The sequence below is a fragment of the Verrucomicrobiia bacterium genome (assembly GCA_036268055.1).
Taxonomy (GTDB): domain Bacteria; phylum Verrucomicrobiota; class Verrucomicrobiia; order Limisphaerales; family Pedosphaeraceae; genus DATAUW01.
The window spans coordinates 360,622-379,312 of the sequence record DATAUW010000017.1 but is presented as its reverse complement, the minus strand read 5'-3'; the positions used below and the strand labels follow the sequence as shown (position 1 = coordinate 379,312).

Sequence of the window (18,691 nt, the reverse complement as noted above, 5' to 3'; positions counted from 1 at the left end):
CGTGACCTTAAATTAAATTCCAAAACTTGTTGCCCGCTTCACTGCGTGCTAATTTAACCGAGAAGAAAATGAGAACCCGCACCCTCTTGATAGCCCTCGTGATTTGCTTTATGACGTGCGCCGCGCGTCCCGAGAGCAAGGACGAATTGCAGGCGACGTTTTTCATGGGCCGCCTGAAATACAGTGACAACGACGGCAACGATTGTTCTGGTGTCGGCGAGGATTTAATGAAGCTCGTCTCAAGCGCTACCACGCTGAAAGTCCAGGAAGAGCGCATGGTCACGCTCAAGGGGCCGGAACTGTTCGAGACGCCGTTCGTCTTCATGAACGGCCACAATAGTTTCGTCTTCACTCCGGCGGAAGTTGAGAACCTCAAAAAATATCTTAGCCACGGTGGATTCATCATGGCCTCGGGCTGCTGCACAAACCCGGAATTTCCCGAGGCGTGGCGCCGCGAATTCAGCCGTATTTTTGCCGGCGAAAAGGTGAAGCCGATCCCATACGATCATTTGATTTATCATTCGTTTCACAAACTTGAACGCATTCACAGCCTGAATGAAAATCGCGACATCCAGCTCGAAGGCCTGTTTTACCACGGCAACCTCGTCGCGGTAATGTGCGAGGACGGACTCTGCTGCGCGTTCAGCGCGGACAATAGCTGCAACCGCGGCAAAGGCATCAGCCCCGAAGACGGCAAAAAATTGGCCCTCAACATCGCCATCTACGCCCTGACGCATTAAAAACGGCGGCGGAAAAAGATTGCCTGCCCACCGAAAGTCGCGTAGTTTTCCCCTCCATCCTCCGGGGTGGACGGCGTCAAATCGAAGCCGTTTTCGTTGAAATGCGCGGTTAGCTCAGTGGTAGAGCATTACCTTGACACGGTAGGGGTCGCAGGTTCAATCCCTGCATCGCGCACCATCTTTTCAAATCAAGCCGCTTGTGATTCCTCAGGCGCGGGTTTACCCAAAATCGGCAAACGCACCTTGAAACGCGTTTCACCCGGCTTGGATTCAAATTCTATTTCCCCGCCGTGACGGTCGGCAACGATGCGGTTGCTGATGATCAAACCCAAACCGGTGCCGGTGCCGACGGGCTTGGTTGTGAAAAATGGCTCGAACATGTGTGCCTGCACGGACTCCGGAATGCCGGGGCCATTGTCCACGATCTCCACCAAAATCTGATTGTCTTCGCGGCAGGTGCCGATGCAAATTTTTCCTTTGCCATCCACCGCGTGAATCGCGTTATCAATGAGGTTCGTCCATACCTGATTGAGTTCGCTGCCGTAAGCCATGATATGCGGAAGCGTGCGGTCGAAGGAGCGCTCGACAGTCGCGTTTTTTAATTTGTGGCCGAGCATTGTCAACGTGCTCTCCAGCCCCTCGTGAACATCTATGTCCTGCATCGGCGATTGATCCATGTAGGAATACGATTTCACGGCCTTCACCAGTTCGCCGATGCGCGACGTGCTCTGCTCGACTTGCGTGAGCAGCAAACGCAGATTCAATCGCGCCTCCACCCAATTCAATGCCAGCGCCTGGCCTTCCTTCGGCAATTTATTCGTCAATTCTTCGAGCCACGCGGCATTCACATCCGCGCTTACGAAAGTCGGCGCGACATCCCACGCGTTGGCCACTCCGCGCGTTTCCAGCCACGACGCCAGGCTTTCCGCGCGGTCGCTGCGTTCGAGATGATCGAGCTTGGGCGCGGTTGCCAGCCGTTCCTCGGCGTGCAATGAACCTTGTAACAGGTGCTGCCAATGGTCGTGATGCAACACTTCCGAAAGTTCGCACAACAACATTTGCACGCGGTCGGTCACGGTTTGCAAATGCGATGCCGCCCGCCGCGCCGCCGACGCCGGGTTGTTCAACTCATGCGCCAGTCCCGCGGCCATCGTGCCGAGCGATGCCAGCTTCTCGCGTTGTTGCGAGTAGCCTTCCATGTTGCGCATCTTGTTCGCCGCAGTGCGAAAAATCTCGCGCGCAACCTCGTGGCAGGTGCTTAGCATCCGCCAGAAATTATCTTCGCTAAGTCGAAAAATTTTCGCCGGTTTGGAAATTCTTGCCAACGCCAGCCAGGGAATTCCCAGCAGCAACGTCGTCTCACCGGTATATCTTCCCGCCTTGATCGTGCCCATCAGAACCGTTTGACGATCATAGACGCGCGTAAGCCGGATTTCGCCTTCCAACACCATCAGAAACTCCAGCAACTTTTCGCCTTCGTTCACCAACACCGTGCCCGCGGGCAATTCGACAATTTCGCCCGGCTCAATGCACGTGATCTGCTCGTCCGATAATTGGGAAAACAGCGGCGTGGCGCGAACTTGTTGGAGCGTGGCTTTATCCATAATTATGCCTGAAGGCCGAGATATTCGTGGACCAACTTGACCGCCATCGCGCCCTCACCGACGCCCGAAGTCACGCCCTTGGCCGAGCGATGCCGCACGTCGCCAGCGACAAAAATTCCCGGCACGCTCGTCTCCAAATAAAACGGATCGCGATCCGCCGTCCAGCCGTTCGGTCGCCGCCCCTCGCGTATCAAATGCTGGCCGGAAATCAAATAACCCTGCGCGTCCCGCTCAAGGACGCCCGCGAGCCAGTCCGTTTGCGGAATCGCACCCGCATAAATCAGAAGCGCGTTCGCGGTGACTGTCTCCTGCTCCTGCGTCTTGGTGTTTCGCAGCGTGAGCGTCTCGCAACGATCGCTCCCTTCCACGCACACAACGACTGTATTGTATTTCACCGAGATATTTTTCGTCGCCACGATTTGGTTTTCCAAATACTGCGACATCGTTTCCGAAAGTGTGCCGCGTCGCACGATCATTGTCACCTGGCGGGCGAACTTCGAAAAATACATCGCTGCCTGCCCGGCGGAATTGGCGCCGCCCACAATATATATATCCCCGCCACAATAGGAAAATGCCTCGGACATCGGCGCATAATAGTACACACCCGCGCCCGAAAATTTTTCCAGCCCCGGCACTTCCAGTTTGCGAAACGCGATGCCCGTTGCGATCAGCAACGCCCGGCAACCCACTTCGGTTCCATCCTCCAGCGTCAGCACCCGCGCCGGCCCTTCGATCCGCACCTTGCGGACGGATTGCGGCGCAAGAATCTCCGCGCCGAATCGCCGGGCTTGCGCAACCGCCCGGCGCGCCAAATCATTTCCGCTCAAGCCTACCGGGAAGCCTAAATAATTTTCGATGCGTGAACTGCGGCCGGCTTGTCCACCGGGGGCTTCGCGTTCAACCAGCAACGTGTGAAGTCCATCCGCCGCGCCATAGACCGACGCCGCCAAACCCGCCGGCCCCGCGCCCACCACCACTAAATCGTAAAAAGGAAATTCCGCCTTGGTCTTCAAACCAAGCTTGCGCGCGATTTCCGCAATCGGCGGATTTTTCAAAATCGAACCATCCTGCATCACGACAATCGGCAGCGACGCGGCATCCGCGCCGGTCGTCTCGAGCAGTTGCTTCGCGGCGTCTTCGGTTTCGACATTCAGCCATTGATGCGGCACGAAATTGCGCCCGAGAAAATCCCGTATCTCATTTGAATGCGGCGACCAGCGATGGCCGATGACGCGCACGCCTTCAAACACCGGCCGGTACGTCGCCTGCCAATCATCCAGCATATCGTCCACTACGCCAAAAAGCCGCTCCTCGGGCGGATCCCACGGCTTCATCAAATAATGGTCCACCCGCACACTGTTGATGGCGCGAATCGCGGCGTCTGTGTCCGCATACGCCGTCAGCAACGCGCGCTTGGCGTCGGGATAAATCTCAATCGCCTTCTCCAAAAATTCCACACCCGATATTTTGGGCATGCGCTGGTCCACGAGAAAAAGCGCCACCGGTTCATTCCGCAGCTTCAGCAATTTCACCGCCTCGAGCGCCGACGCTCCCGAATCCGCGGAAATAATTTTGTAGCGATCGCCGTATTGGCGCCGCAAATCGCGCTCAACCGCGCGCAAAACATCCGGGTCATCATCTACCGTCCAAATCACTGGCTTAGCCATAATCTAAATATTACGCCGCGCGGCAAAAAAGTGAACAAAAAGAAAAACCTAAAAAATAATTCGATGCCGGACGAGAAACATTTGTTTCTTCACGAATCGCTCATCAGCTTCCGCAATGAAACCGACGCCGATTCACACAACCCGATAAAAGTTTCCTCCGCCAGGTTGAGCCGTTTGCCGCGCCAATGCATGATGCCCCAGCGCCGTTGCAACTTACGCCGGCCCAACGGCAAGGCCACCAGCGAACCCTCTTCGATTTCCTTGCGCGCAATCCACGGCGCCAGAATGCTCACGCCGATTCCAAGCTTCACCAATTCCTTCGTCGCTTCCATGCTGCCAAGTTCGATGATCGTGTTCAGGACCATTTGCTCCTGCCGAAAATAATCTTCGATCAACGCGAATGTCACGCTGCGCTTTTTGTAGAGGATATAATTCTGCCGGGGAATTTCCGAACGCTCCACCCGCCGCGCCTTCGCCCACGGATGCAGCGGCGCGACGATGAAATGCAATTCGTCATTGAACAACGGATGAAATTCAAGCTGCGGCTCATTCATCACCAGCGAGAGTGCCAGATCCACTTGCTGATTTAACAACGCTGACGTCAACTCCGGCGTATCGCCCGGCTGGATCGCGATGGCATGCTCGGGAAAGCTCTCCTTAAATTCGCGCAGCACCGGTGGAATGATATGCTGGCACGCGGTCGTGCTCGCGCCCAGCCGCAGCCTGCCCCTGCCCCACTTGCCGAGACGCCCCAGCGTTTCGCGCGCCGTATCCATCTCCTGCAATATTTTTTTTGAGTGATGCAACAACTGTTCGCCCGCCTGCGTCAGCACGACTTTTTTGCCCAGCCTGTCTAAAAGACGACAGCCAATATCGTGCTCCAGCGCCTTCATCGAGTGGCTGATCCCCGATTGCGTGACGTGCAACTCGCGCGCGGCTTGCGTGAAACTACCCGTTCTCGCCAGCGTGCAGAACGCTCGAATCTGCCGACCATCAAGGGGCTTGCTCATACATGAGTACAATTCATCATCTTCATCGGAATTAAGAGTAGCAATCATTACGCCAGAAAAGCCGGTTGGCATGTCGCGAGCTAAAACGACTGGCGATGGCAATAAAGACTCATCGCATCGGCAAAAAAATTCGCACCGCCAAGCCGTCGCCGCAAAAGTTGCGCCTTGGTTTCGTTCCGCTCACCGACTGCGCGCCGCTCATCATGGCTCATGAACTGGGACTCTTTCAAAAATATGGCTTGAACGTGGAGTTGAGCCGTGAACTCGGCTGGGCCACTGTCCGCGACAAAATCATTCATGGCGAGTTGGAAGCCGCGCACGCCGTCGGCGGCATGCCCTTCGCCGCCACTCTTGGACTCGGTTCCATCGCGTGCGAATGCCTCACCGCGCTCGTCCTGAATCTTCACGGCAATGCCATCACTCTTTCCAACGACTTATGGAAAAAAGGCGTGCGCGATGGAAATTCGCTGCGGGAAGAAATCACTCGCTCGCGCGACAAAACTTTTGTCTTCGGCGCGGTCTATCCTTTCTCGTCGCACAATTTATTATTGCGCGAATGGTTATCGAATGCGGGCATCCAGCCCGGCCGCGATGCCCGCATCGTCATCGTCCCGCCGCCGCAAATGGTGGCCAATCTCAAGGCCGGTAATCTCGATGGCTTCTGCGTCGGCGAGCCGTGGAACTCCGTCGCGGTGCAATCGCGGGTTGGCTGGTGTGTTGACACCAGCGCCGAACTCGCGCCCGGACATCCGGAAAAAGTCCTGATGGTTCGCCGTGATTTCGCGGAAAAAAATGACGCGCAACATATCGCCCTGGTGGCCGCGCTTTTGGAAGCGTGCGAATTTTGCGATGCTCCGCAAAACCGCGAACAAATCGTCGCCACGCTCGCGCAACCCGGTTACGTAAATGTTCCCGAAACGGCGTTGCGAAATGCCTTCAGCGCGCAATTTGATTTTGGCCACGGGCAAGTCCGGCACGTCCCGAACTTCGATGTGTTTCATCGCCACAACGCAAACGAACCTTCCGCCGACAAGGCCGCGTGGATTCTTCAGCGCTTGCGCGCCAGCGGCCTTTGCGCGAACTCGCTCGAGACCAATCAGGCCCTGATCAACCGGATTTTTCGCACCGATATTTTCGACCGCGCCGTCCAACTGCGTGGTTCACTCGAAGCCAAAAACAAATTTGAAACGCGTCTTACCGATGCCACCGCTCCCGGCTCACGCGCCGGAAAATATTTTCCCCGCGCATTGTGCGCCGGGAAATCCGAACCCGAAAAAAACTGATCTTTATGGACTACATCAAACCCATTGACGTTGTAAAAAACATGCTGGCCGTAGGCGATCACAAGGCCGGCCTGCCGATCAAGGATTTGCTCTTGCGCGGCATCCTCTCCGGCGCACTGCTCGGCGTATCCACCAGCTTCGCGATCACTGCTACAGTCCAGACGGGTGTGCCGCTGGTTGGCGCGCTGGTGTTCCCGGTCGGGTTCGTAATGATTGTTTTGCTGGGCCTGGAATTGGTTACCGGCAGTTTCTCGGTGGTGATGCTGTCCGGCGTGGCCGGTCATCGCCAATGGATCCAGGTGCTCACCAATCTATTCTGGGTTTTCATGGGCAACCTGATCGGCAGCGTGGCTTTTGGGGTATTGCTCTATATCGTGCTCACCAGCGCGGGCACTGAAGCGCCCTCAGGCATCGCCGCAAAAATCGTCGCCGCCGCCGAGGCCAAGACGACCGCCTACGCCGCTCACGGCAGCGCAGGCATGATCACCGCGATCGTAAAAGCGATGCTCTGCAACTGGCTGGTTTGCCTCGGCGTGGTGATGGCCATGACCTCGCATTCCACGCTCGGAAAAATCGCCGCCGCCTGGATGCCCATTCTCGTGTTCTTCGCGCAGGGCTTCGAGCATTCCGTGGTGAATATGTTCCTCATTCCCACCGGCATGATGCTGGGCGCAAAAGTTTCGCTCTCCGACTGGTGGATCTGGAACCAGATCCCCGTGACGCTCGGCAATCTCATCGGCGGCTTTCTATTCACGGGCATGCTCCTCTACTGGACCTATCGCCCGGCCAAACCCTCCGCAGTCAATGTCGCAACCGCATCCGATCCCGCGCCTGAACAATTAGTGCAGGCGTAATCTCGAAATCAGTTCAACCGAATTTTATGAACGGTCCGCAAGACGTTTGACGCAATCCTTTTGCCTGAATGAATCCAGCTTTAAAATCAAGTCCGCGCAAAACCAATCGCCGTCAATTTCTCCAGACCACGGCGAAGGCCGCGATAGCAGGCGCAGCGATGGCCTCGGCTGTCCCCTGGACCAGCCGCGCCGCAACCAAACTGGAAAAAATCTCACTTAAATTCGGTTTCATCAAACTTACCGATTGCGCGCCGCTCATCATCGCGAAGGAGAACGGTTACTTCGATGACGAGGGCCTTTATGTTTCGCTCGAAGCCCAGGCGAACTGGAAAATTTTGCTCGACCGCGTCATCACCGGCGAACTCGACGGCGCGCACATGCTCGCGGGTCAGCCCATCGCGGCGACCATCGGCATCGGCACAAAGGCCGACATCATCACGCCTTTCAGCATGGATTTGAATGGCAATGGCATCACAGTCTCTAACGACATCTGGAAACAGATGCAGGAAGCCGACCCCAGGCTCAACGTCCCGCGCCCGCCGCATCCCATCTCGGCCTCCGCGCTCGCGCCCATCGTGAAAAAAAACAAGGACGCCGGCACGCCACTGAAGTTCGGCATGGTGTTCCCGGTATCTACGCACAATTATTATTTGCGCTACTGGCTCGCCGCCGCGGGCATCCATCCCGGTTATTACACCGCGACTGATACCACCGGAACCACCGATGCCGACGTGCTCCTCTCCGTCACGCCGCCGCCGCAAATGCCCGCCACACTCGCGCAGGGCACGATCCAAGGATATTGCGTTGGCGAACCTTGGAACCAGCAGGCCGTGTTCAAAGGCATCGGCGTGCCGGTCATCACCGATTACGAAATCTGGAAAAATAATCCGGAAAAAGTTTTTGGCGTCACCAAACCGTGGTCCGAACAAAATCCCCACACACTGATTGCCGTCGTCAAGGCGCTCATCCGCGCGGGCCAATGGCTCGACGCCAGCCCCGCCAATCGAATCAAGGCCTGCCAGATTCTTTCCCAACCGCAATACGTCGGCGCGGATGAAAAGGTCATCCGCAACAGCATGACCGGCACTTTTGAATATGAAAAAGGCGATCAGCGCGACTTGCCGGACTTTAATGTATTTTTCCGTTATCACGCGACTTATCCGTTCTATAGCGATTGCGTTTGGTTTCTAACGCAGATGCGCCGATGGGGGCAGATCGGCGAAGCGAAGCCGGACGATTGGTTCGCCGCCACCGCCAAAAAAGTCTACCGCCCGGAAATTTACCGCCAGGCCGCGAATGAATTGATCGCCGCGGGCAAAATGCAATCCGGCGACCTGCCCGATACCGATGGCTTCAAACCCGCCGACCCTGATTTCATTGATGGCATTTCCTTCGACGCCCATAAACCCAACGACTACCTGCGCCAGCTCAAAGTCGGGCAAAAAGATTAACTTTCATGGACGAAGCCGCCACTAACCTCACCACCGTTGCTGAAAAAGCGCCCACCGTTTCGCCCGAGCCGGTCAAACTTCCCCAGCGCCGGATGAACGAACTATTCGATAAAGTACTCTCCAGCGTTGGCGCTCCGCTCGTGTCCATCCTGATTTTCCTTTTCGTGTGGTCGCAAATCTCCGCGCACGTCCAAGTGAGTTTCGGCTCCATTCCCGGGCCGCTCGCGGTCTGGAAGCAGGCCGTGGTTCTGTGGGATGCGCATTGGACCGAGCATGCGCACGAGGCGGAATTCTACCGTGAACTGGCCAAACGCCGCGCGAGCTTCCTCTCCGCCAATCCCGGACAGGCATTTCCCGACATCAAATATTCCGGCCCCCCCACTTATCTCGATCAAATTTCTACCAGCCTCGAAACCGTGTTCACCGGTTTTATCATCGGTTCCTTGATTGCGATTCCTCTGGGCGTGCTCTGCGGCCTGAGCCGGAATTTTTTCAAGGCGGTAAACCCATTCATCCAGATCTTCAAGCCGGTTTCACCGCTGGCGTGGCTGCCGATCGTCATGATTCTGGTGAGCGCGCTGTATCATCCCGCGCATCCGTGGTTTGAAAAAGCGTTTCTCAGTTCCGCTATCACTGTGGCGATGTGCTCGCTCTGGCCGACGCTCATCAACACTTCGCTCGGCGTCGCTTCGATTGACAAAGACCATCTCAACGTCGCGCGCGTCCTCAAGCTCGGTTGGTGGCAAAAGATCTGGAAGATCGTTCTGCCCTCGGCGCTTCCCTTCATCTTCACCGGCCTGCGGCTTTCGCTCGGCGTCGGCTGGATGGTGCTCATCGCCGCCGAGATGCTCGCGCAAAATCCCGGCCTCGGAAAATTCATCTGGGACATGTTCCAAAACGGCAGCAGCGATACGCTCGCCCAGATCATGGTCGCCGTCTTCACCATCGGTTTCATCGGTTTCGCGCTCGACCGCCTGATGTTGATTCTACAACGGCTCGTCACTTACGACGCAAAAGCTTTTTAACATGGAATTTCTAAAGCTACAAAATGTCAGCAAAGGTTATGGCCAGGGTGATGACCGCGTGGAAGTGTTGCGCGACATCAACCTCACGGTGGACCAGGGCGAGTTTGTCGCGATCGTCGGCTTTTCCGGCGCGGGCAAAACGACGCTCATTTCGCTCATCGCCGGTTTGATTAAACCTGATGCCGGCCGACTCACGCTCAATGGCGTGGAAATCACCGAACCGGGACCGGACCGTGGGATCGTCTTCCAGAATTATTCGCTCCTGCCGTGGCTTTCGGTATTTGAGAATATTTTCCTGGCGGTGGCGCAATGTTTTCCAAAATGGAGCGCGGAGGAAAAAATCCGGCACACGGAAAAACATGTCGCGATGGTGAACCTCGCCGCCGCGCGTGACAAAAAACCCGGCGAACTCTCCGGCGGCATGCGCCAGCGCGTCAGCGTGGCGCGCGCGCTGGCAATGAACCCGCAAATTCTTTTGCTCGATGAACCGCTTTCTGCGCTCGATGCCCTCACCCGCGCCACCTTGCAGGATGAAATTTCCAGCATCTGGCAGCAGGAAAAAAAGACAGTGGTGTTGATCACCAACGATCCGGACGAGGGCATCTATTTGGCCGACCGCATCATCCCGTTGAGCGCCGGGCCAACCGCGAAACTTGGGCCTTCCATCACCATTGATCTCGCGCGTCCGCGCGACCGCGTAGCCTTGAATCACGAGCCTCGTTTCAAGGAGATTCGCCGCGAAGTGACCGAGTTCATGCTCAACTCGAAAAGCCGCCAGCGCACGACCGTCACGCGCAATCTCGTGCTGCCAGACATCGAACCGGAAAACATCAGCCTGCGCGGCCCCGCACAATCCGCCAATCATCAGCCGATGCGCCGCTCGGAAATCAAACCCGAAAAAGTTGAGGTGGACTCGTGAGTGATTACGTTGAGCTGTTCAACCTGGCGAAGAGCTATCCGACGCCGAAAGGCCCGGTCAGCATCGTGCAAAATTTCAATCTGCGAATCAAGAAGGGTGAATTCGTCGCTCTCATCGGTCATTCCGGTTGCGGCAAATCCACGGTGCTCTCGATGCTCGCGGGCCTCAGCGAACTTTCCGACGGCGGAATCATTCTGGCGGGAAAAGAATTGTCCGGCGCCGGGCCGGATCGGGGCGTCGTTTTTCAATCGCCTTGTTTGCTGCCGTGGATGACTGCTTTTGACAATGTGATGTTGGGCGTCAACCAGGTTTTTTTCACTGCCAGCAAAACCGACCGCCGCCAAATCGCCGAATATTATCTAAACGTCGTCGGTCTTGGCGATGCGATGGACAAACGCCCCGCTGAACTTTCGCAGGGAATGAAACAGCGAGTGGGTATCGCGCGCGCGTTTGCCTTGTCGCCGCGGATGCTTTTGCTGGACGAACCGTTTGGCATGCTCGATTCGCTGACCCGCATCGAGCTTCAGAAAGTTTTGCTCGAGGTCTGGAGCCGCAAACAGCTCACCGCCCTGATGGTAACGCATGACGTGGACGAGGCGATCCTGCTTGCCGACCGCGTCGTCATGATGACCAACGGCCCCGCCGCAAGCGTCGGTGAGATTTTACCCATTCCGTTTTCGCGTCCGCGCGACCGCGCAAAATTATTGGAAGACCCGGAATACTACCGCTGCCGCGAGCACCTCATTGGCTTTCTCGAAGAACGCGCCCATCGAAAACCAGCCGTCGCTCAGGCCGCATAAACCTCACACCAACCGCTCATTCTGATCCATTCAAAAACCTCATGAAAAAATCCCAATCCAACGCTCAAAAAACCTTGATCGGCGGAGGCATGCTCATGGCCTTCACCGCTTCCGTTCTTGCCCAGCAAGCCGCCTTCACGGATTCCGGCCCCGCGCAACCGGCTCCGCTTCCCGCCGCCCCGAAAGCTGCGGCTCCTTCCGCCACGGATGCCGGAACTAACGCGCCCCAATCCATCGTGGATCAGATGGATAATTTTTTGGGTGTGAAAATTCCCGATGCCATCGCGAAGGGAAAATTCAATGTGAACATGCGTTTGCGCTACGAACAGGCGAACGAAGAAGGCGCACCGGGCATAACGAAAAATTCCTACGCGCCCACCTTGCGCACGCGATTCGGCTTCACCACCGCGCCGCTCTACGGTTTTCAAGGCATGGTCGAGGGTGTGAATGTCACCGCGCTCGGGCCCGAGCATAATTACAACGCCGGCGGTTCCAACGCGCAAGGCGCGCGACCGGTCGTTGCCGATCCTCCACTCACGCGACTCGACCAGGCGTGGTTCGGCTACGCTTACGAGGATTATGTGAACGCAAAGGTCGGCGAACAACGCATCGTTCTCGACAATCATCGTTTTGTCGGCGATGTCGGCTGGCGCCAAAACATGCAAACCTACGATTCGGCGACCATCAGCAGCGAACCGATCAAGGGCCTCAATTTATATTATGGCTACCTTTGGGATGTGCATCGCGTTTATGGCGACGTCTCCGGATTGTCCACTGCCAACGAGGATTTTCGTTCCGATTCGCATCTCATCAATATTTCCTACTCCGGTTGGAAGTACGGAAAATTTGTTGGTTATACTTACCTGTTGAATCTTGAGAACGCCGCCGGCGCGGCCAATTCCTCCGCCACTTACGGCGGCTATTTCGCGGGTGCGGCGCCGATCTCGCAAAAAATCTCCGTGGATTATCGCGCAGAATTCGCCTACCAAACCGATTACGGCGACAGCTTGCTCCGCTACGACGCGGATTATTATAATCTCGAACTCGGCGCGACGGTGGATCCGTTTTCGTTCGGCGGTGGCATCGAAGACCTCGGCAGCGGCGTGAATTCCGGCGCTGGCGGCGGGCGCGCCTCCTTCCGCACACCGCTCGCGACGCTCCATGCGTTCAATGGCTGGGACGATGTTTTCCTCACGACGCCGGCAAATGGTTTGCGCGATATTTACGGTTACGCGCAAGTCATGTTGCCCACGAAAATCCCGCTGCGTTTTGTTTATCACAAGTACGACGCCGACTACGGCAGCGGCGATTACGGCCAGGAATTCGACGCCGTGATTTCCAAAAAATTCGCGAAGCATTGGAACGTGCTGGTCAAGTATGCCTACTACCAGGGACAGGACGCGCCCGCGCCTTCGCTAGCGGTGGGCAATGTGGACATCCAAAAGTTTTGGGCCCAACTCGAATTCAATTTCTGACGTGAGCCTGACAAATTAAATGCCAACCATACCATTCATACCCGAGAACGCGCCGTTCAATCCGCAACAGCGATTGTGGCTGAACGGTTACATGGCGGGATTCCTCGCCAGCAAAGGCTACGTCCACACGAGCGAAATCCGCGGCGGAGAAACCCCCGCCGCAACCGTGCCCGTCGTCATATTGTTCGGAAGCCAGACCGGAACCGCCGAAAAATTGGCGAAACAAATCGCTAAACAGTCCAAGACCCAGGGGTGCAACGCGCGTGTGCTTGATGCCGCCGAACACGCCAAGGTGGATTGGTCAAAAGAGACGAACTTGCTCGTCGTCACAAGCACTTACGGCGATGGCGATATGCCGGACAACGCGCAAGCGTTCTGGGATTGGCTGCAAACCGACGCGGCGGCGGCGATGGCGCATCTCCATTTTTCCGTGCTCGCACTGGGCGATACCAACTACGAACAGTTCTGCGCCGCGGGGAAAAAAATGGACGCACGCCTCGAAAAACTGGGGGCAAAACGGATTCATCCGTTGGCCGATTGCGATCTGGATTACGAAGCGAAGGCCAAAGCTTGGCAGGAAGGCGTATTGCGCGCATTGGCTCCGACAACAAACGCTCCCGCCGAATCTCCGGCTATTCAAATTTCCGAGGCCGCGCCTGAAAAAGTTTTCTCAAAAACGAATCCTTTCGCCGCGCGATTGCTAACCAATCGCAAATTGAACGCCGAAGGTTCGGAAAAAGAAACGCGCCACTTCGAGATTTCCCTCGCCGGTTCCGATTTGAATTATGAATCCGGCGACGCCCTTGGGATTTATCCGGTTAATTGCTCTGAACTCGTCAGCGATGTGCTGCGCGCGCTGGGTTGTGACGGCGAGGAGGCGGTGAGCCTTTCAAGCGGTGAAGTTCCTTTGCGCAAAGCTCTCAGTGAGACGTTTGACATCACGAAACCGTCGCCGGAACTGCTGCAATATGTGGCCGTCCACAATTCCGATTTGCGCGCGTTGCTTGAGCCCGACCGCAAGGAAGATTTGCGCAAATGGCTTTGGGGCCGCGAGGTCATTGACCTGTTGATGCGAACCCCAGCCGCGAAATTTTCGCCGGCTGAATTTATCGGCCAGCTTAAAAAAATGGCGCCGAGATTATATTCCATCGCTTCGAGTCCGAAGGCGCATGCGGGCCAGGTGCATTTGACCATCAACGTCGTGCGCCATCAATCGCATGGTCGCGCGCGCAAAGGCGTGGCCTCCACTTTTTTGGCCGACCGCGTCGGAACGGAAACTTCCGTGCCGGTGTTCATTCAAACTTCGCATGGGTTTCGCCTGCCCGCCGATGCCGCCACGTCCGTCATTATGATCGGCCCGGGCACGGGAGTCGCGCCCTTTCGCGGATTTCTGCACGAACGCCGCGCCGCTGCAGCCAAAGGTCGGAACTGGCTTTTCTTTGGTGAGCAGCGCGCCGCCAGCGATTTTTATTATCGCGACGAACTGGAGCAGATGCAGGCGGATGGCAGCCTCGCAAAATTATCCACCGCCTTCTCGCGCGATCAGGCGCAAAAAATTTATGTGCAAGATCGGATGCTCGAGCACGGAACCGAATTCTGGTCGTGGTTGCAGGATGGCGCGCACGTGTATGTCTGCGGCGACGCTTCGCGCATGGCGAAGGACGTGGATGCCGCGCTGCACAAGATCATTGAAACCGTAGGCGGTAAAAGCGCGGACGACGCCAAGGCTTATGTCGCAAAATTGAAGACGGACAAGCGCTATCAACGGGACGTTTATTGAATGAGTAATCTGCCGCTCAAATTTATCAATGGCGAACCGCTGAACGACGATCAGCGAAAATATCTCGAAGGATTTTTCGCCGGGCTCACGGAGCAGGGTTTGAAATTCTCCGATATTGAAGCTGCGCCCGCCGCCGCGAAAGATGCGCTCGAGGATTTGATTTTCGAGGAACGCGTCAAACGCGAATTGCACCCGCTCGACGCCTACGGACAAATCGTCGAAAACGCCACCAACAATAAACCGCCCGATAAGGAAGACGGCTTTCGTTTCAAGTGGAATGGATTATTTTTCCTCACGCCGATGAAGGACGCTTTCATGGCGCGGCTGCGGATTCCCGGCGGCGCGCTGACCTCCTTTCAACTTCGCGAACTGAGCCGCATCGCGCAGGAACTGACGAGCGGTTATGTGCAGATCACTACGCGCGCGAACCTGCAAATGCGCCTCATCCAGCCCAGGGACGCGCCCGAAGTGTTGCGCTGCATCCAAAGCATCGGCCTGCACACGCGCGGCGCGGGCGCGGACAATATCCGCAATCTCACGGCGAATCCCACCGCGGGCATTGATCCTGTCGAATTAATTGACGTGATGCCGCTCGTCCACGCGCTCGCGCAAATCATCATCAACGACCGTTCGTTTTATAATTTGCCGCGCAAGTTCAATATCGCCTACGACGGCGGCGGACTCATCGGCTCCGTCGAGGATACGAATGATATCGGCGTCAAAGCCGTCAAGGTCGGCGAAGAAGTTTTCTTTCGCATCGCGCTCGGCGGCGCAACGGGCCATAAAACTTTTGCACGCGACCTCGGCGTGCTCGTCGCGCCCGCGGAAATCAACAAAGTGGTTGTGGCTATCGTGCGCGTGTTCATCGAACGCGGCTGCCGCACCGACCGCAAGCGCGCGCGCCTGAAACATCTGCTCGAAAAAATGCCGCTGGAGGAATATCTGGCGCAGGTGGAAACCAAGCTCGGCACAAAATTAACCCGCGCCGCCCTGGATCCCGCAATGGTTCGCTGGGCCGATCAAGAACTTCCGCATTCGCATGTGGGAGATTTTCCGCAGAAACAACGCGGTCTGAATTACGTCGGCGCCACCTGCCCCGCCGGGCAGATCACGCCCAAACAGCTTTTGCGCCTCGCGGAACTCGCGGAACTTTACGGCAGCCGCGAAGTACGCCTGACGGTCTGGCAAAATTTTATTATTCCTAATGTGCCGGATGCGTTCGTCGCCACGTTGAAGCGTACGCTGGCTAAGTCCGGTTTCGGTGTCGAGCAATCGCACGTGGCCAGCGGCGTCATCGCCTGCACCGGGAACAGCTATTGCAAATTCGCCCAGTCGAACACGAAGGGCCACGCACTCGAATTGATTCGCCACCTGAAAAAAAATGTCGAACTGGATCAACCGGTCAACATCCACCTCACCGGCTGTCCGAATTCCTGTGCCCAACATTACATGGGCGACATCGGTTTGTTGGGCACAAAAATCGGCGGCGAGGATGGGTATCATGTTTTCCTCGGCGGTGGTTTTGGGAAACATCAAGCCGTGGGCCGTCAGGTATTCACCGGTTTGCGCGCGTCGGAATTATCGCCGACGATTGAAAAGATTTTGCGCGTGTATCTGAAAAAACGCGCGGGCCGGGAGAGTTTTCAACAGTTCAGCACGCGCCACGATCTGAACACGCTCCAGGCCATGTTCTCGAATGACGAATGATTTGGCCACACCGTCCGCGCACGTCCGGCACGCCAAAACGGTGTGTCCGTATTGCGGTGTCGGTTGCGGCATGGTGCTGCATGTGAAGGACGAACGCGTTGTCAGCGTCGCTGGCGACAAAAAACATCCCGCAAATTTCGGATGCCTCTGCACCAAGGGGCTTTCGTGCGCAGAGACGCTTACCACAAAAGACCGCCTAACCTCGGCATTCGCGCGCGCGTCAAAAGATTCCGAACGCGAAAGAATTTCGATGGACACCGCGTTGCGGATGACTGCCGAACGATTCCAGGAAATCATTAAACGTCATGGGCCGGATACCGTCGCGCTGTATGTTTCCGGCCAGCTTTCGCTCGAAGCACAATATCTCGCCTGCAAACTGGCCAAGGGATTTCTCGGCACGAACAACATTGATTCCAATTCGCGCCTTTGCATGTCGAGCGCGGCAAGCGGTTACAAACTTTCGCTGGGAGCGGATGGGCCGCCCGGTTCGTATCAGGACATTGACCAACTCGACTGCGCGCTCGTGATCGGCGCGAACATGGCGGAGTGCCATCCGATTTTGTTTTTGCGATTGCTCAACCGGCAAAAGCGCAACGCAAAAATAATCGTCGTGGATCCGCGCCGCACACCAACAGCGGACAAGGCGGATTTATTTTTGCAAATCAAGCCCGGCACAGATCTGGCGTTGTTGAATGGTTTGCTGCATTTGCTCCGCGCGAATGGCGCGGTAAACGAAGAATTTATTTCGCAATATGTCGAAGGCTGGGAGGAGTTGTCGGCGTTGCTCGGCAATTATCCACCACGTCGCGTCGCGGAAATCACCGGCTTGAGCGAGGCGGATATTCGAACCGCCGCCAAGTGGATCGGGGAATCTCCCGAGTTCACGACTTTTTGGACGATGGGCTTGAATCAAAGCACGCACGGCACGTGGCACACGAATGCCATCTGCAATCTCCATCTCGCGACCGGGAAAATTTGCCGGCCGGGCAGCGGACCGTTTTCACTCACCGGCCAGCCGAACGCGATGGGCGGCCGCGAAGTCGGTTACATGAGCCACGCTTTGCCCGGGCAGCGCGACGTGACGCGCGTCAGCGATCGCGAGTTCATCGAAAAACTTTGGGGCTTGCCGCCGCATTCCATTCGCTCAACGCCCGGGCTTGATGCCGTCGCGCTTTTCAAGGGCCTCGAAGCCGGCGAAGTCAAAGCCGTGTGGATCATCGGAACGAATCCCGTCGCCTCCATGCCGAATCGCCAGCGCGTGATCCGCGGTTTGGAACGCGCCGAGCTGGTCGTGGTCCAGGATGCCTATCATCCCACCGAAACTTCGCGCTACGCGGACATCCTTCTGCCCGGCGCGCTCTGGGCGGAAGCCGAGGGCACGATGGTCAATTCTGAACGCTGTGTCACACTGATGGAACGCGCCGTTTCTCCGCCGGGCGACGCCTTGCCCGATTGGCAAATCATCAAAGAAGTGGCGGGTTACATGGGTTTCGAGAAAAGTTTTCCTTACAAAAACTCCGCCGCCGTGTTCGACGAGATACGCCAATTACGAAACACCAAGACCGGTTACGATCTTGGAGGCATTTCCCACGAACGCCTGCAAAACCACACTCAACAATGGCCATGCGACACCGATGACGAAACCGGAAAAGCCATCCGCTATTTGTCGAACGAAAAAACCTCACCCGTCATTCGTTTCCCGACGGACTCCGGGAAAGCGCGCTTCCTTGCGCGGCCTTACGTTCCGCCCGCGGAACTGCCCGATGCCGATTTTCCTTTCGCCCTGACGACCGGCCGGCTGGCGCATCAGTGGCACACCCTGACCAAGACTGGAAAAATTGCGTCGCTCAATAAACTAAATCCGGGCCCTTTCGTCGAGATGCACACCGATGACGTCGCGGAACTCGACGCGCTAAATGGGGATCTCATCAAAGTAAGTTCCCGGCGCGGCTTCGCAATTTATCCAGTGAAGATTTCGGATCGCGTGCGCCCCGGCGATTGCTTCGTGCCATTTCATTGGAACGATCTTTTCGGTGAGAATTTGACCGTCAACGCCGTTACCAACGATGCCGTTGACGAAATCTCGTTGCAGCCGGAATTCAAGTTCTGCGCCGTGGCGCTGGCAAAAGTCGCGTTGCCGGCGCAAGAGGAATTCACGCCACAACAAAAAGATTTTTTGTACGCGTTCATCGCGGAAGTTTCCGAACGCCACGGCGAAGGCGCAAAAGTTCCGCGCATCCCGGCTGCCGCGCCCTTCACCGCCACCCAAAGAATCTATATCAACGAACTCGTCGAACAAATCTTGGCAGGGAAATAATGCTGCCGCGATTTAGCGCTGAAAGACAAGAATCAAAATCAACGATCCATAAAATCGGC

General features: G+C 56.6%; 13 protein-coding genes, 1 tRNA gene and 1 pseudogene. 12 read left to right on the top strand and 3 right to left on the bottom strand.

Annotation, left to right across the window (positions count from 1 at the left end; genetic code table 11):
• The first annotated feature begins 68 nt into the window (after positions 1 to 68).
• Positions 69 to 740 carry a DUF4159 domain-containing protein gene (locus tag VH413_11665; protein HEX3799346.1) on the top strand — a complete coding sequence of 224 codons (672 nt, stop codon included), beginning with the start codon at positions 69 to 71 and terminating at the stop codon, positions 738 to 740.
• Between the two features lie 103 nt (positions 741 to 843).
• Positions 844 to 918, top strand: a tRNA-Val gene (locus VH413_11660).
• Positions 919 to 928: 10 nt separating this feature from the next.
• On the opposite strand, the gene VH413_11655 is transcribed toward VH413_11660, so the two are convergent.
• The 3 genes from VH413_11655 to VH413_11645 all read right to left on the bottom strand — a co-directional run bounded on the left by VH413_11655 (position 929) and on the right by VH413_11645 (position 5,021).
• Positions 929 to 2,344 (bottom strand): ATP-binding protein, encoded by a 1,416-nt coding sequence (locus VH413_11655; GenBank protein HEX3799345.1) that lies wholly within the window; start codon positions 2,342 to 2,344, stop codon positions 929 to 931.
• A 2-nt stretch (positions 2,345 to 2,346) separates the two neighbouring features.
• Positions 2,347 to 4,011, bottom strand: a complete 1,665-nt coding sequence (locus tag VH413_11650) for an FAD-dependent oxidoreductase (protein HEX3799344.1) — start codon at positions 4,009 to 4,011, stop codon at positions 2,347 to 2,349.
• 89 nt (positions 4,012 to 4,100) lie between these two features.
• Positions 4,101 to 5,021 (bottom strand): LysR family transcriptional regulator, encoded by a 921-nt coding sequence (locus VH413_11645; GenBank protein HEX3799343.1) that lies wholly within the window; start codon positions 5,019 to 5,021, stop codon positions 4,101 to 4,103.
• A gap of 95 nt (positions 5,022 to 5,116) precedes the next feature.
• Between VH413_11645 and VH413_11640 the strand changes: the two genes are divergently transcribed.
• The 10 genes and pseudogenes from VH413_11640 (at position 5,117) to VH413_11595 (ending at position 18,446) form a co-directional block, all read left to right on the top strand.
• Positions 5,117 to 6,304: a CmpA/NrtA family ABC transporter substrate-binding protein gene (locus VH413_11640; GenBank protein HEX3799342.1), complete on the top strand. Its 1,188-nt coding sequence runs from the start codon at positions 5,117 to 5,119 to the stop codon at positions 6,302 to 6,304.
• A 5-nt stretch (positions 6,305 to 6,309) separates the two neighbouring features.
• Positions 6,310 to 7,158, top strand: coding sequence for a formate/nitrite transporter family protein (locus VH413_11635; protein HEX3799341.1), 849 nt, complete (start codon positions 6,310 to 6,312; stop codon positions 7,156 to 7,158).
• A 68-nt stretch (positions 7,159 to 7,226) separates the two neighbouring features.
• Complete coding sequence (locus VH413_11630; GenBank protein HEX3799340.1) at positions 7,227 to 8,609, top strand: CmpA/NrtA family ABC transporter substrate-binding protein; 1,383 nt, start codon at positions 7,227 to 7,229, stop codon at positions 8,607 to 8,609.
• 5 nt (positions 8,610 to 8,614) lie between these two features.
• Positions 8,615 to 9,634, top strand: a complete 1,020-nt coding sequence (locus tag VH413_11625; protein ID HEX3799339.1) for an ABC transporter permease — start codon at positions 8,615 to 8,617, stop codon at positions 9,632 to 9,634.
• A 1-nt stretch (position 9,635) separates the two neighbouring features.
• Positions 9,636 to 10,553, top strand: a complete 918-nt coding sequence (locus tag VH413_11620; protein ID HEX3799338.1) for an ABC transporter ATP-binding protein — start codon at positions 9,636 to 9,638, stop codon at positions 10,551 to 10,553.
• Entirely contained in the window at positions 10,550 to 11,353 is an 804-nt protein-coding gene (locus VH413_11615) for an ABC transporter ATP-binding protein (GenBank protein HEX3799337.1), read from the top strand. The genes VH413_11620 and VH413_11615 overlap by 4 nt, the downstream gene beginning before the upstream one ends.
• Positions 11,354 to 11,394: 41 nt before the next feature.
• The gene (locus VH413_11610; protein HEX3799336.1) at positions 11,395 to 12,828 is read left to right on the top strand and encodes a hypothetical protein; all 1,434 of its coding nucleotides are present in this window, start codon (positions 11,395 to 11,397) and stop codon (positions 12,826 to 12,828) included.
• Between the two features lie 19 nt (positions 12,829 to 12,847).
• Positions 12,848 to 14,608: a sulfite reductase subunit alpha gene (locus VH413_11605; protein HEX3799335.1), complete on the top strand. Its 1,761-nt coding sequence runs from the start codon at positions 12,848 to 12,850 to the stop codon at positions 14,606 to 14,608.
• Positions 14,609 to 16,315, top strand: coding sequence for a NirA family protein (locus VH413_11600; GenBank protein ID HEX3799334.1), 1,707 nt, complete (start codon positions 14,609 to 14,611; stop codon positions 16,313 to 16,315).
• Positions 16,305 to 18,446: pseudogene (locus VH413_11595) on the top strand (nitrate reductase). Before VH413_11600 ends, VH413_11595 begins: the two are co-directional and overlap by 11 nt.
• The last annotated feature ends 245 nt before the right edge of the window (positions 18,447 to 18,691 follow it).